The sequence below is a fragment of the Bacillus sp. FSL K6-3431 genome (assembly GCF_038002605.1).
In the GTDB taxonomy this organism is placed as follows: Bacteria; Bacillota; Bacilli; order Bacillales; family Bacillaceae_C; genus Lederbergia.
The window spans coordinates 2,957,947-2,972,963 of sequence record NZ_JBBOCT010000001.1 but is presented as its reverse complement, the minus strand read 5'-3'; the positions used below and the strand labels follow the sequence as shown (position 1 = coordinate 2,972,963).

The window sequence follows — 15,017 nt, the reverse complement described above, 5'->3', positions numbered from 1 at the left end:
AACTAGGGGCTCGGTTTTTACTTTTTTCTATACAGCTGTCAGTAGACAAATGTAATAGAGTGAAATCATATATTGAGGGGAAATACAATGAAATGGTGGAAAAGACTGTTTACTAAAATTATTTTCATATTGCTACTGCTGCTTATCCCTATTACTGTATTTTATAGTTACTCTTATTACACTAGCATTCAAGTAATTGAAGAAGAACTGAAAGATCGAAATCTAAACCGCCTCTCTATTGTTCGAAATCAAATTGACGCTAATTTTGATCAAATGTCCATGCTATTGTTAGCCTTAAGTGGTGATACGAATATTAATGCATATAAGGATATAGACATTTATAGTAATTATGAAGCGTTTGAAATTAAACGTGATATTTTAGAGAAATTGTATTTTCATCAAGGTTTAAGCTCATGGATGAATGACTTTTCCGTGTATACGCCAAATACAAATGAGATACTTAAAACGAGTGACAAACTGGAAAATCCAGAAGTAATCACTAGAGATTGGGAGTATAGGGAAAGTGGCGAAGATGATCATCTTCATTCTTATTTTATCAAACATTTAACTCATCCAATTACTAGTGTTTTCAAGGGGCAGTCGCCAGATTTAGTAATAGAGGCAAGAATTCCTGTGAAGAATATCGAGCAATTTTTAAAACAATTAAAGTTGGATAATTTCGGGGATCCCTTCATATACGATCCATTAAAGAATATTATTGTTTCACCATCTGCTAACAATCAACTAATAACAGAAATCATCCATCAAGTTCCAAAAAGTTTACAATCAGACAGCGGAAACATTACAGCTACTGTAGATAAAGATAAATATCTTATCAGTTATATGAAATCACGAACACTGGATTGGATAATTGTTGACTATACACCGTTAGATGAAGTGTTGATGCCTGTCAAAAAAAACAGAAATTTATTTTATACATTTGTAGTGGCACTTCTGCTTTTAAGTGTAACTGCGACTTTACTGCTATATAGAAACATTCAAATCCCATTTCAAAATATGATTAAAGCGATTCATCGCGTAAAAGAAGGAGATTATTCAGTAAGGGTACAACCTGTACATAATAATGAGTTTGATTTCATGATGACAAGCTTTAATGAGATGGCTAAACAAATCGAAACATTAATAGAAGAAGTGTATAAGGAAAAAATTCGTTATCAGGATATACATGTTAAACAACTCCAATCACAAATCAATCCACACTTTTTATATAATTGCCTATTTATTATGAAAAATATGGCTAAGTTGAAACAATATAAGGGTGTTGAAGCAATGTCTTTACACCTTGGGAAATACTATCGTTATATGACAAGAGTAGAAAATAAATATTCTACAATCCATGAGGAACTGGACTTTGTAAAAAATTATTTAGAGATCCATGTACTACGAATGCAAAGACTTTCCTATGTAATAAATGTTCCTGATAAGATGTTAGATATTACTATCCCACGTTTGTTGATTCAACCTATCGTGGAAAATGCATGTGTTCATGGGATTGATTCAAGCCTTAAAGAGGGGAAGATTTCTATTGCGGGTTTTCAGACTAGTGGAAAAAATAAAATAATAATTGAGGACAATGGAAAAGGCTTATCAAGTGAAAGAATAGCAGAATTAATGGAAAGAATCTCAATTCCTATGAGCAATGATACAGGTTGTGGAGTGTGGAATGTACATCAGCGCTTGAAGTATCACTTTAATAATAATGCTGGTCTTGAATTTGCAACATCTGAATTAGGTGGATTGAAGGTGGTTTTATACTGGGGGGAGAATACTAATGAAATTCAATTTACTGATAGTAGATGATGAACCGTTCATTGTTGAAGGGTTATCCGTTCTTGATTGGGAAAACGTAAATATAGATCAAGTATATAAAGCAACATCTGGAGAAAAAGCCCTACAGATAATGAGAGAACATAAGATAGATATAATCATTACAGACATAAAAATGCCTGATATGTCAGGCATCGAATTTATTAAAAAAATTGGAGTGGGACGTAAAAAGAAATCTATCTTACTATCTGGGCACGCTGATTTTGAGTATGCAAAACAAGCTATACGGCTAGAGGTGTTCGACTACTTGCTTAAACCTGCTATGGATGATGAGTTATACGATGTGGTATTAAGAGCTGGAGAAGTGTTAAGACAGGAGCAAGATAAAGCGAAATCCTATGAAGAATTAATGAGTACTTTTATGCCTGTAGATGAACATGTAGGGGAAGTGAAGCCGTTTCATTGTTTATATGAAAATCCTCAGCTTATACATTTGCTTGATGCAAGACAATGGGATTTAATCGAAGTTAAGATAGACAAGATTTTCTCCCAGCTAAATCTAGATAGTTATCGATCTAATGAATTTATTATGCAAGCTTATTTTATGATTTCCAACTCATTTATTTACCTTGCGCATAAAAATGGCCGACTTTTGATTGACATTATCGGTGATAATTTCAGAAAAATGTTTAATGAAGCTCAATACGGAAATGTAAGCGAGTTAAGAAATATTACCTTTGAAATTATCGAACTAGTAAGGAAGGGTATTAAGGAAGAGCTTAATAGTCATCATAAATCTGTTATCGAACACGTTCAAGAATACGTCGAACAACATCTTGGGTCGGATATTTCACTACAATCTGTTGCAGAACATGTATACTTACATCCAGCTTATTTATCTAAAGTATATAAAATCGAAACTGGAGAAGTTTTCAGCGAGTATTTAAATAGGAAAAGGATGGAGAGAGCTGGGTATCTATTGAAAGAAACAAATGAAAAAGTTTATGAGATTTCCATTATTTTGGGATACAGTGACCCTTCCTATTTTATTCGGAGATTTAGAAATTATTATGGTATGACCCCACAAGAGTATAGGAATATATGACAAGAAGTAATTAAAATACTCTTATAATTCTTAAGAATATCCTCTGTCCAATATGTAAAGTAGAATTTATAATTAGCATATGAATAGAAAACGCTTACAGTTCGAAAGGACAGGTGAATAACGATGGAATCAAAAGTGAAGATAACACAAAAACCTTCTGTTTTAGTTGAGAAGAACACAAAAATAAAAGTAAAGCAGAAGTGGAATTTAAAACGTACGTGGCCATTACATGTATTTATGCTACCAGCGGTAATATTGGCACTTGTTTTTAACTATGCACCACTTCCAGGTGTGATCATGGCTTTTATGGATTTTAAACCTTATTTAGGTTTTTCTGAATCTACATGGGTTGGTCTGGAACAGTTCAGGCAAATGATAGAATTTGATGATGCCAGACAGGTCATTTGGAATACGTTAATCATTTCATCGTTAAAGATATTTTTTAATTTAATCATCCCGATTATATTTGCGCTGTTATTAAATGAAGTGCGAAAAATGTTCTTCAAGCGGGCGATCCAGACTTTTGTTTACTTGCCACACTTCTTATCATGGGTCATTCTTGGAGGGATTTTGCTTGATATGCTGTCCGTCGATGGCGGAATTATAAATAATGTACTTGGTTCATTATTTGGTATGAAGCCGATATTTTTCCTAGGTGATGGGGACTGGTTTAGATTTACTGTCATCATAAGTGACGTATGGAAAGATTTTGGATTTGGAGCCGTCATCTTTTTAGCAGCTCTTTCGGGTATTAATCCAGACCTTTATGAAGCAGCTACGATTGACGGAGCTAACCGTTTTCAGCAAGTTTTACATATTACATTGCCTTCACTGATACCGATTACCGTTGTAGTTGCAACCCTTGCATTAGGAAATACATTAAATGCAGGTTTCGACCAAATCTTTAACTTATATAATCCACTTGTCTATGAAAAAGGGGATATTATCGATACTTATGTTTATCGAATGGGATTACTAGGTGGCCAATTCAGTTTCGCCACTGCGGTTGGATTATTTAAATCTGTAATCGGCTTTATACTAATTGTAACTGGTTATCGTCTTGCATATAAATATGCAAACTATCGTATTTTCTAAAGGGGGGGGGAAAATCATGCATTATAAAAGTATGCCATATACGATATTTACTATTTTCAACTATACATTCTTATTGTTATTAGGAATAGTATGTATTATTCCGTTAGTGCATATTCTTGCCATTTCATTTAGTGGATCAGCGGCGGCAAATGCGAACCTTGTTTCTCTCATACCAATTGATTTTACATTTGATGCGTGGGGGAAGACACTTGGTAATGACCGCTTTATTGGCTCCTTATGGAATGGGATTTATCGTACTGTTTTAGGAACACTTGTTAGTATGATCTGTATTGTTTTTGCCGCTTATTCCTTGTCAAAAGACGATCATGACTTTAAAGGAAGAAAATTATATGTTTTTTTCTTTATCTTTATCATGCTATTCAACGGTGGACTTATACCATCATACATATTAATTCAAAAATTAGGATTAATAAATTCATATTGGGCTCTAGTACTTCCAACAGCCATCAATGTATTCAACATGATCTTGTTAATGAACTTCTTTAGAACCGGGGTACCTAAAACGTTAGAAGAGGCAGCCTTTATGGATGGTGCAGGGCATTTTAGAATTTTATTTAGTGTATATCTCCCAATCTCAATGCCAGCATTAGCAACGATCGGATTATTTACCATGGTAACACAATGGAATTCATGGTTTGATGGACTTATTTATATGACAGATGCTACTAAATATCCATTGTCTACCTTTCTTCAAACAATCATCGTTCAACAAGATCTATCACAAATGAATGTGGATCCAGAAGAAGTAAAGAATCTTTCAGAAAGAACTTCTAAATCAGCCCAAATATTTATTGGTGCTCTACCCATTCTAATGGTCTATCCGTTCCTACAAAAATACTTTGTCAAAGGATTGGTTCTCGGATCTGTGAAAGAATAAGAAAATATCAAACTCCCATTTTAGTTGGATATCGAAGTGAGTTTTTATATACTTTAAATAAATTATTAAGATAGGTGGTCTATCAATGAGTAAAAAACCGAACATTTTATTTGTTTTAACTGATGATCAAGGTGCTTGGGCTTTGAACTGTGCGGGTACTAGTGATTTGTACACGCCAAATATTGATAAAATAGCGAACAAAGGCATTCAGTTTGAAAATTTCTTTTGTGCATCCCCAGTTTGTTCACCAGCAAGGGCGTCACTGATGACGGGCAACATACCTTCGGCACATGGGATCCAAGATTGGCTTAGAGGTGGAAATATTGATATGGAAGCTTTTCCTGAGCTAAAAGATAATCCTATATTTGCAAGTGAACACAAGGCAATCGAGTATTTAAAAGATCAAGTAACGTATACAGATGTGCTGTCTGAGAACGGCTATAATTGTGCACTTTCTGGAAAATGGCATTTAGGTGATAGTGTTCACCCTCAGCAAGGCTATTCGAAGTGGTTTACTATCGCAAGAGGTGGTTGCGGGTATTATAACGGTGATATGGTATTTGATGGTAAGATCCATTTTGAAAATAATTATATTACTGATGTTATTACCGACAAGGCGATTGATTTTATGGAGGAATTGAGTGCGGAAAAGGAGCCATTTTATTTAAGTGTCCACTATACTGCACCTCACAGTCCTTGGGATGAGGATAATCATCCTAAAGAGTTTATTGATTTGTATAGAGATAATGATTTTAACGTACTGCCGGATTTGCCTATTCATCCGTGGCAAGTAGATACTGCACCTCATGGAACTGGGGAAAAAAGAAAAGAGTTATTAAGAGGCTACTATGCTTCTATTACAGCGATGGATAAAAATGTTGGACGGTTAATGAACTACCTAGAAGAGAAAGACTTAATAGATGATACGATCATCATTTTCACATCAGATAATGGTATGAATATGGGGCATCATGGTATTTGGGGGAAAGGAAATGGGACTTTTCCACAGAATATGTTTGATACGTCGATAAAAGTTCCATTTATTGTTTCCTATCCAAAGGAATTTCCAGAAAACAAAGTCTCTGATCAATTACTAAGTCAATATGATTTTTTTCCAACAATATTAGATTATTTGCAGATCGATATATCGAAATATAAACATCTCCCTGGGGATAGTTTTGTTCATGCCTTAAAAGGTGAAAGTCTAAAACAAAATGAGAGTATCGTTGTATTTGATGAATATGGACCGGTTCGGATGATTAGAAATAAGCAATGGAAATATATTCATAGATATCCATATGGTCCCCACGAGCTTTACAATTTACTAGTAGATCCAAATGAAGACAATAATGTATATGGGAAAAGTGAATATGCAGATATCACTGAAAAGCTGAAAAACGAAATGGAGAAATGGTTTCATCAGTACGTTGACCCAAGCATAGATGCAACAAAGGAACCTCTTTCGGGGTTTGGGCAGCTAAGAAGGCCTGGTATTTATTCAGAAGGAAAAGAAGTACATGCGGAAAGTGAAAGGTATATCTTAAAAAGTAATAATTAAAAACACTTCAATCATGAATAGAATGAATGTTATATAGGGAGATATTATGAAGAAGCAAATCATAAGTTTAGAGCAAAGTAGGTTCGAGTTTTCAAAAGCCGGAGGAGAAGTCTTTTTATCAAAAATTGAGGAATTAAATTGGCACGATGCTGCATTTCTCGTATGCAGTATAGATACACAAAACGAATGGTTGGTACCTTTAATTATTAAATTTTACAATGCTCAAGGCGAGTGTTTGCAAGTACATATTGGGACAATTCCACAGATGGAAGTGATTGTGGCATTTCCTTTATCTGCATTGGATGCACAAAATGTATTTTTGTCTAGAACACCAGGAAAATTAAAAACGCTTATTTCTGGAACAAAAATAAATAAGAGTGAGATTACACGTATATCCATAGGAACGTGTAGTAGCCATCAATCCCAATCTTTCATGATAAAAGAAATGTATCTTGATTCAGAAGAACCGAATTATTTATTACCTGAACAGATACTAGTAGACGCATATGGTCAGAACAAAACAAAAGATTGGCAAGGGAAAACAAAAGGAGAAGAAGAATTATTAACTTATTTGCAATCACAGTTGAATCAAAAAAATGAGTTTCCTACAGACTGGAGCAAATACGGTGGGTGGAGAAATAAACAGTTTGAAGGTACTGGATTTTTTCGGACTGAACATGATGGGAAGCGATGGTGGTTAGTTGATCCTGAAGGATATGCATTTTGGAGTACTGGACTAGATTGCGTTAGACCTGAAGTACAAGCTCTACTTGATGGAATAGAAAAGTTTTATGAATGGCTTCCAGACAAGACAAAAGAATTTCAAGATATGTATTATATGGACGAAAAAGGTTCACATTACGGAGACTTTTCTTTAGCTAATTTAATCAGGGCTTTTGGAGAAGACTATATAGAATCATGGATAGAAATGACAAGGGATAGAATGAAGCAATGGAGATTTAACACAATTGGCAACTGGTCTTCATTGGATTTTATCAAAAAAGCAAATATTCCGTATGTCTTGCCATTAAGTGGATTTCCAAGTACTAAAAAAACTATTTTCAGAGACTTTCCTGATGCTTTTAGCCAAGAATACATCGCAGGAGCAAAGAAATTTGCTAAACAACTTGAGGAATTTAGGGAAGATCCATATATGATTGGCTATTTTTTAACGAACGAACCCCTTTGGGCTTTCGCTGGAGATGTAAATCTTGCTGAAGAATTAATGGAGAAAGAAGAGATCCTGGAATCAAAGTATATTTTTATGAACAAAATGAAAGAAAAGTATAAGGATGATATTCAACAATTTAATAAGTCATGGAATATGAATCTACATCAATTTGAGGATTTGCTCATCCCGATGAAAAAGCCATCCACATTTTCAAAGCAAGCTAAACTAGATTTAGAGAATTTTACAAAAGAATTGGTATATCAGTATACAAAAGTAGTTTGCGATGCTGTAAAAGAGATAGATCAGCACCATTTAAATCTTGGAATGAGATATGCCTGGATTTCAACGGATAATATTTTTGAAGGTAGTAAACTTTTTGATGTCTTCACATTAAATAACTATTCGATGGCCCCGAATCAAGCGGATATTATGAATGTCAGCAAAAAATCCGGACTCCCCGTTTTAATCGGAGAATTCCACTTTGGTGCAATAGATGTAGGGTTGCCATCAACAGGATTAAAGGGAGTAACTACTCAAGCTGAAAGAGCAAAAGCCTATCGGTACTATATTGAGAATGCAGCAGCAATGCCAGATCTCATTGGTACACATTATTTCACTTTAAATGATCAAGCTGTATTAGGGCGTTTTGATGGGGAGAACTTCCAAATAGGTGTAGTAGATATTTGTCATAGACCTTATAAAGACTTTGTGGAGGGTATTACCGAAGCACATGAGAGAATATATGATGTAGCTGCAGGAATTGAAAAGCCATATTCAGATCATGCTGAGGAGATTCCACGGATTGGCTTTTAGTTAGACACTCCACCTGAGGATTGCTTGCAAAAGACAGGTTTGGCAACCTGTCTTTTATGGCGTGAAAGTATAATAATACTGAACTTGTTTTAAGTTATAAATGTAACTAAGCATGGTAGCAGAAATTCATAAATCAATGATGCTTTATTCATTGTAAAGTACTTTAAAAAGGTGATTTATGAATTCAAACGTTTTGAATAAGATAATAAATCCTTTTAAATCATTTAACCAAGTGATACAATTAACCTAACTGGTAATGACAACGTAACAGTGATACAAGAGGGGTAAAATTATAAGCAAATTAAAGATGTGTTTTTAGGAATAGTTTTGTACAATTAGGAGTAAGAAATGTGTTAAAGGAGATAAACATGATTGAGAAAGACAGCCGCTTGCCCCTTTATTATCAATTGATGGACATTATTCTGGAAAAGATTGAATCTGGAGAATTAAAGGAGCACGACAAGCTACCATCAGAGCGAGAATTATGTGAAGTGTATAATGTAAGCCGTACGACTGTTAGACAAACGATGCAGGAGCTTGAAAAAGAAAGACTTATTTACAAGCAGCATGGAAAAGGTACTTTTGTTTCCCCAAAAGTAATAGAGCAAAGCCTTGTTAAGTTTTATAGTTTTACAGAAGAAATGAGTAAAATTAATAAAATACCGTCATCAAAAGTGCTTGCCTTTGAAGTAATCAATGCAGGTAGTAGTACAGCTAAAAAAATGGGTCTTACAGAGACTGATTTACTCTATAAAATCACTAGGCTACGCTATGCAGATGATGAACCGATGATGTACGAGACATCTTACGCTCCGATTAGTAGATTTCCTAATTTAAAGGAAGAAGATTTAGAGAAGATACCTATGTATAACTTATTTCGTGATAAGTATCATGTAATGATCACGAAGGCGAATGAAAGATTTAAAGCAGTTCCTACAACTGAAAGTGAAGCGAATCAGCTGAATATTCAAAAAGGGGAACCAAGTCTTTTCATTGAAAGAATTACGTATGAGCATGATTCAGTAATTGAGTATACTGTCACAATTGCAAGAGGCGATAAATTTACGTATTCAGTAGAATTGAACGGCACGAAAGAATGATCAGCATTTCGTGCTAATAAACTGGTAGTGATGACATAACATGAAAAGGAATGATTGAAAATGGCGAATTATCAAATGGAAAAGTCACATACAATTAGGGAAATTGAACAACAGCCTGCTTTATGGATGAAGGCAATTAAACAATTTTCAGCAGAAAAATTGGCAATGGACACGTTTTTAAAAAATATTGAAAACAAACATGCGAGAGTAAGGGTTATTTTTACTGGTGCAGGAACAAGTGCATTTATCGGAGAAACGATTTATCCTTATGTCCGTTGTGAAATTAGAAATAGAGGGTGGGAAGCGGAGTGTATTTCTACGACTAATCTTACAGCTGCTCCGTATTCTTATTTAGATGCAGACGTTCCAACTGTCATTGTTTCTTTTGCCCGCTCAGGTAACAGTCCTGAAAGTATCGCAGCAGTTGAGCTAGCCGAAAAGTTAGTGAAAGACTTTTATGAAATTACCATTACTTGTAACAGTGGCGGCGCTTTAGCGAAAAGAGAAAGAGAGCCAGAGGAGCAACTTGTCCTATTATTACCAGATGAAGCAAATGATAAAGGCTTAGCGATGACGAGTAGTTATTCAACAATGATGTTGTCAGCGCTTTATTTATTTGCCGAAAACAAAGCTACATTCGAACAAGTAGTCGGGAAAATTGCGCATGCTGGGGACGAAATGTTGAAAAGAAGCAAGGAAATCATTCCCCGACTTGTTCAGGAGAAGATTTCAAAATTAGTCTATTTGGGTTCAGGCGTTTTCGAGGGATTGGCTCGTGAATCTTCTCTAAAGTTCCTAGAACTGACAGGTGGCAAATTCCCAACGATGTATGACACGCCATTAGGCTTCCGCCATGGACCAAAATCAATTTTAGATCAGGAAACAATGGTTGTTGTTTTCTTGTCGAATGATACGTATACACGAAAATATGACCTTGATATGTTGAAAGAGTTGTTTGTTGAAAAGAACAGGGGACCACTTGTAGCAATTTCTGAAAATGTTGACCCAGAAGTTGCGGAATATAGTGATACACACATCGAGATCTCTTCTAGTGAAAACTTAAATGATATGTACCTAGCATTCCCTTATGTTATCTTTGCTCAATCATTTGCTTTTGAAAAATCATTGCATAGCGGTATATCTCCAGATAACCCATCTCCAGATGGAATAATAAATCGTGTCGTTCAAGGTGTACAAATTTACCCATATGGGGAGGAAAAGTAATATGACGGTTACTACAACTAATCTTTTACAAACAGCACAAATAGGAAATTATGCTGTCCCAGCTTTTAATGTTCATAACTTGGAAACAGCAAAGGCAGTCCTTGAAACGGCAGAAGAACTGCGATCTCCGGTACTTCTTGCTGCAACACCAGGAACGATTAAATACATGGGCGAGGAATTTTTGATCGGCATTATGGAAGCAGCCCGAAAAAGATTTGATATTCCTTTTGAAGTCCATTTAGACCATCACGAAAACATCGAAGATATTAAAAGATTAATAGACGCAGGTGTGGGATCTGTCATGATCGATGCCAGTCATCACCCATTCGAAGAAAATATAAGAATTGTGAAGGAAGTTGTTGACTACGCATCTAAACATGGCGTATTTGTTGAGGCAGAATTGGGACGTTTGAGTGGAATAGAGGATGACATGAGCGTGGATGAGAAAGATGCCATTTATACGAATCCTGATCAAGCAAGTGAATTTGTTGAACGAACAGGAATCCACTCTTTGGCAGTAGCAATTGGTACTGCACATGGTTTATATAAAGGTGAGCCAAAGTTGGATTTGGAAAGATTAAAAGAGATCCGAGCGGTCGTTGACATCCCGCTAGTCCTTCACGGAGGTTCTGGACTTCCAGATGCATTGGTACAAGAAACAATAGACATGGGGATTTGCAAAGTGAATATTGCTACCGAATTAAAAAATGCATTTGTCGGAGGATTAAAGGACCATTTTATCGATTATCCGGATGAAAATGATCCAAGAAAGTATTTTAAAGAGGCTATTGGAGAACTGAAGCTTGTTGTTGCAGATAAAATTGCGATGTGCAAAAGTGCACAGAGAGTGTAGGTCTTATAAATGATCGTAACAGTAACATTAAATCCAGCAATTGATGTTTCCTATCGCGTATCGGATTTTAAAATTGACCAAGGCCATCGAGTTGAAAATGGTAATAAAACTGCTGGTGGGAAAGGACTAAACGTATCAAGGGTTTTGAAATCGCTTAGTAGTGAACCACTTTGTACTGGATTTTTAGGTGGAGAAAGTGGCGCCTGGGTTCAAGCTCAGTTAAATCAGCAAGGGCTTCAACATTCATTTGTAAGCATTAAAGAAGAAACAAGGACATGTCTTGCGGTGATCGATGAAGAGAAGGGCACTCAGACTGAATTAATGGAAAAAGGACCTGTTGTGACAGAAGAGGAAATAGAGAAATTCCGATCAACAATGACGCATATTTTAAGGGAGGCAAAGATAATTGTTGCCTCTGGAAGTTTACCTATGGGAGTACCTTCTTATTTTTATCGCGAAATCGGAGAATTAGCTAGAGCAGAAAATATTCCATTTCTGCTGGACACAAGTGGGAAATCTCTTGACTTTGGGATCGAAGGGAAACCTTTCTTGATTAAGCCGAATCAATCCGAGCTATGTCATTATATGGGAGAATCGGAGCTATCTTTCGAATCAATGATGGAGGCTGCCAAAACAATTTGTTCTAAAGGAGTCCAATACGTCCTCATTTCTTTGGGAGCAGGTGGTGCTGTTCTAGTTGGTAAAGAAGTTATATTGGAAGCGAAAATTCCTGCTATTACAGCGGTAAATCCAGTTGGGTCTGGGGATAGTATGGTTGCTGGAATGGCATATGCACTGCAACAGCAATACGATTTAGATGAATGCTTACGGTGGGCCTGTGCATGTGGAATGGCGAATGCCATGGAAGCTACGACAGGAACGGTCCAAGTAAAGAATGTTAAGCAATTATTACCAAAAATAAAAATTTGCGCGCTCCAAGAAAAGAAATAAGTAGAGGGTGACTTACATGAACTATAGTGCTTGTTTTGATATCGGTGGAACCTTCATTAAATACGGTGTAGTTACAGAAGAAGGGGATATTTTTTTAACTGGGAAAATCGAAACGCCTCTCGAAAATGCAGCAGTGAGTATTCCAGAAATGATTGATGAAAAACTCCAATTTTTCAAGCAACATTATTCAATCAAAAACATTGGTATTTCCTCTTGTGGTTTAGTTGACAATGCTGCAGGAAAAGTGCTTTTTTCATCAAATATTAAAGGCTATTCAGGACTGCGAATTGCTGATATTCTCGAAGCAAAGACCGGTCTGCCTGTGGCCGTTGAAAATGACGTCAGAAGTGCCTGCCTTGGAGAAATGTGGCTTGGTGCAGCCCGCGGGAAGCAGGAGGTTGTGCTTCTCACACTTGGTACAGGGATAGGCGGTGCATCGGTTATTAATGGAAAGCTAATGAGGGGATCGGGTAATTTAGCTGGGGAACTGGGGCATATGTCGATTGTTCATAACGGTGAAAGCTGTCCATGTGGTGGAGCAGGCTGTTTAGAAAGATACGCATCCACCTCCGCTCTCGTGCGATTTTATAAAAGCCTTTCCGGACATGAATTAAGAGGGAAAGAGATTATGGATCTAGTTCATAAAAACGATCTAATGGCCCTTGAGGCATATCATATTTTCCTAGACTATTTAGCGACGGGTCTCGTCAATATTGCCCATTTATATAATCCTGAAATCATTATTATTGGCGGTGGAATTACCGAACAAGGTGAGATATTTTTAAAGGATATGCAGGAAAAATACGATGAAAAAGTGATGGATGTTTACAAGCAGTCGACGCAGCTCGTGTTGGCGCAACTACATAATGATGCTGCCTTATGCGGAGCATATGCTGCAGCCAATCAGCTGATAAAATAAAGAGGTGGCTATTGATGAAGAAACCCAATGTTTTATTAATTACGAGCGACCAGCAGCATTTTCATACGATCGGAGCTTTTAATCCAGAGATCAAAACGCCGAATTTAGATCGATTGGTCCAAGAAGGAACGATGTTTGATCGAGCTTATTGCCCTAATCCTACCTGTACGCCAACAAGAGCATCGATTATCACAGGTACTTATCCAAGCCAGCATGGTGCATGGACACTTGGAACAAAGTTATTAGAGGATCGCTTAACAGTTGGAGAAGTATTCCAAGAACATGATTACCGAACCGCATTGATCGGCAAGGCCCATTTTCAACAAGCAAAGGATTCCGAAGAATATCCATCTATCGAATCGTATCCATTGTTAAGTAATCTAGAGTATTGGAAGAAGTTTGATGATTCCTTTTATGGATTTGAAAAAGTGGAACTTGCAAGAAATCATACGAATGAACATTTAGTAGGGCAACATTATGCGTTGTGGATGGAAGAAAAGGGTTGTTCTAATTGGCGAGATTATTTTCTAGCACCTACAGGGAATATGGATCCCAAGGAAAAGTATAAATGGGCCATCCCTGAAAAGTATCATTATAATACATGGATTGCAGAACGGACGAATTCTTTACTAGAACAGTATGTTCAAAATGATGAAAACTTCTTTTTATGGTCAAGCTTTTTTGACCCTCATCCACCTTATCTTGTGCCAGAACCGTGGGATACGATGTATGACCCTGAACGGTTAACGATTCCAAGGGGGGAAGAAGGGGAGCACGATCAAAACCCGCCCCATTTTCAAATGACACAAGAAAAGAATCCGGATTTTTCTTCCTATCAAGAAACTGGATTTGGCATTCATGGATACCACACACATAAAGATGTAGGCGAAGAGGATCATAAAAAATTGACGGCCACTTATTATGGAATGATTAGCTTAATGGATAAATATATTGGAGAAATTCTCGATAAGCTTGATGAACTTGGAATTGCTGACAATACAATTATCGTATTTACAAGTGATCATGGGCATTTTTTTGGCCAACATGGGCTTCAATATAAAGGCGGTTTTCATTATGAGGATTTGATCAAGGTTCCTTTTATCGTCCGCTACCCTGAGCAAGTACCAGCAGGAAGAGTATCAAAAGCTATGCAAAGCCTTGTTGATCTTGCGCCGACATTTTTAAATATGGCTGGGATTTCCATTCCTACTCAAATGACCGGAATGGATCAAACACAAGTGTGGAGTGGAGAAGAGGAGTATGTGAGGGATCATGTCATATGTGAATTTAGACATGAACCGACGACGATTCACCAAAAGACATATGTGAATGATCGATATAAATTGACGGTTTATTATAATCAGACATATGGTGATTTATTTGATTTGCAAACGGATCCAGAAGAATATAACAATCTATGGCATAATCCAGATTATCAATCTTTAAAACTGGAACTAATGTTGAAATATGTGTCGGCAGAGCTTGGCAAAGAAGTAATGCCAATGCCGCGAGTCGCGCATGCATAGTTTGAAAAGATGGAGG

The 15,017-nt window shown here is 36.5% G+C and carries 12 protein-coding genes; all 12 read left to right on the top strand.

All coding sequences use genetic code 11. From position 1 onward, the window contains the following. Positions 1-87: 87 nt before the first annotated feature. The 12 genes from MHB53_RS14530 to MHB53_RS14475 all read left to right on the top strand — a co-directional run bounded on the left by MHB53_RS14530 (position 88) and on the right by MHB53_RS14475 (position 15,001). Complete coding sequence (locus MHB53_RS14530) at positions 88-1,821, top strand: sensor histidine kinase (protein ID WP_340919600.1); 1,734 nt, start codon at positions 88-90, stop codon at positions 1,819-1,821. Continuing rightward, a complete protein-coding gene (locus tag MHB53_RS14525) occupies positions 1,793-2,893 on the top strand; it encodes a response regulator transcription factor (RefSeq protein ID WP_340919598.1) in 1,101 nt (366 codons plus the stop codon). The genes MHB53_RS14530 and MHB53_RS14525 overlap by 29 nt, the downstream gene beginning before the upstream one ends. Positions 2,894-3,016: 123 nt before the next feature. Then, positions 3,017-3,988, top strand: coding sequence for an ABC transporter permease (locus MHB53_RS14520; RefSeq protein WP_340919596.1), 972 nt, complete (start codon positions 3,017-3,019; stop codon positions 3,986-3,988). A 16-nt stretch (positions 3,989-4,004) separates the two neighbouring features. Further along, positions 4,005-4,886, top strand: coding sequence for a carbohydrate ABC transporter permease (locus tag MHB53_RS14515; RefSeq protein WP_340919593.1), 882 nt, complete (start codon positions 4,005-4,007; stop codon positions 4,884-4,886). Between the two features lie 85 nt (positions 4,887-4,971). After that, positions 4,972-6,444 (top strand): sulfatase-like hydrolase/transferase, encoded by a 1,473-nt coding sequence (locus MHB53_RS14510; protein WP_340919590.1) that lies wholly within the window; start codon positions 4,972-4,974, stop codon positions 6,442-6,444. A 46-nt stretch (positions 6,445-6,490) separates the two neighbouring features. After that, entirely contained in the window at positions 6,491-8,428 is a 1,938-nt protein-coding gene (locus MHB53_RS14505; RefSeq protein ID WP_340919589.1) for a beta-galactosidase, read from the top strand. A 368-nt stretch (positions 8,429-8,796) separates the two neighbouring features. Next, the gene (locus tag MHB53_RS14500) at positions 8,797-9,528 is read left to right on the top strand and encodes a GntR family transcriptional regulator (RefSeq protein ID WP_340919586.1); all 732 of its coding nucleotides are present in this window, start codon (positions 8,797-8,799) and stop codon (positions 9,526-9,528) included. Between the two features lie 60 nt (positions 9,529-9,588). After that, complete coding sequence (locus MHB53_RS14495; protein WP_340919584.1) at positions 9,589-10,752, top strand: SIS domain-containing protein; 1,164 nt, start codon at positions 9,589-9,591, stop codon at positions 10,750-10,752. Between the two features lies 1 nt (position 10,753). Next, a complete protein-coding gene (gene gatY, locus MHB53_RS14490) occupies positions 10,754-11,605 on the top strand; it encodes a tagatose-bisphosphate aldolase subunit GatY (RefSeq protein ID WP_340919581.1) in 852 nt (283 codons plus the stop codon). 9 nt (positions 11,606-11,614) lie between these two features. Beyond that, a complete protein-coding gene (pfkB, locus tag MHB53_RS14485; protein ID WP_340919579.1) occupies positions 11,615-12,556 on the top strand; it encodes a 1-phosphofructokinase in 942 nt (313 codons plus the stop codon). Between the two features lie 16 nt (positions 12,557-12,572). Then, positions 12,573-13,475, top strand: coding sequence for an ROK family protein (locus tag MHB53_RS14480; protein ID WP_340919577.1), 903 nt, complete (start codon positions 12,573-12,575; stop codon positions 13,473-13,475). Positions 13,476-13,489: 14 nt separating this feature from the next. Continuing rightward, the gene (locus MHB53_RS14475) at positions 13,490-15,001 is read left to right on the top strand and encodes a sulfatase family protein (protein WP_340919575.1); all 1,512 of its coding nucleotides are present in this window, start codon (positions 13,490-13,492) and stop codon (positions 14,999-15,001) included. Positions 15,002-15,017 lie beyond the last annotated feature (16 nt).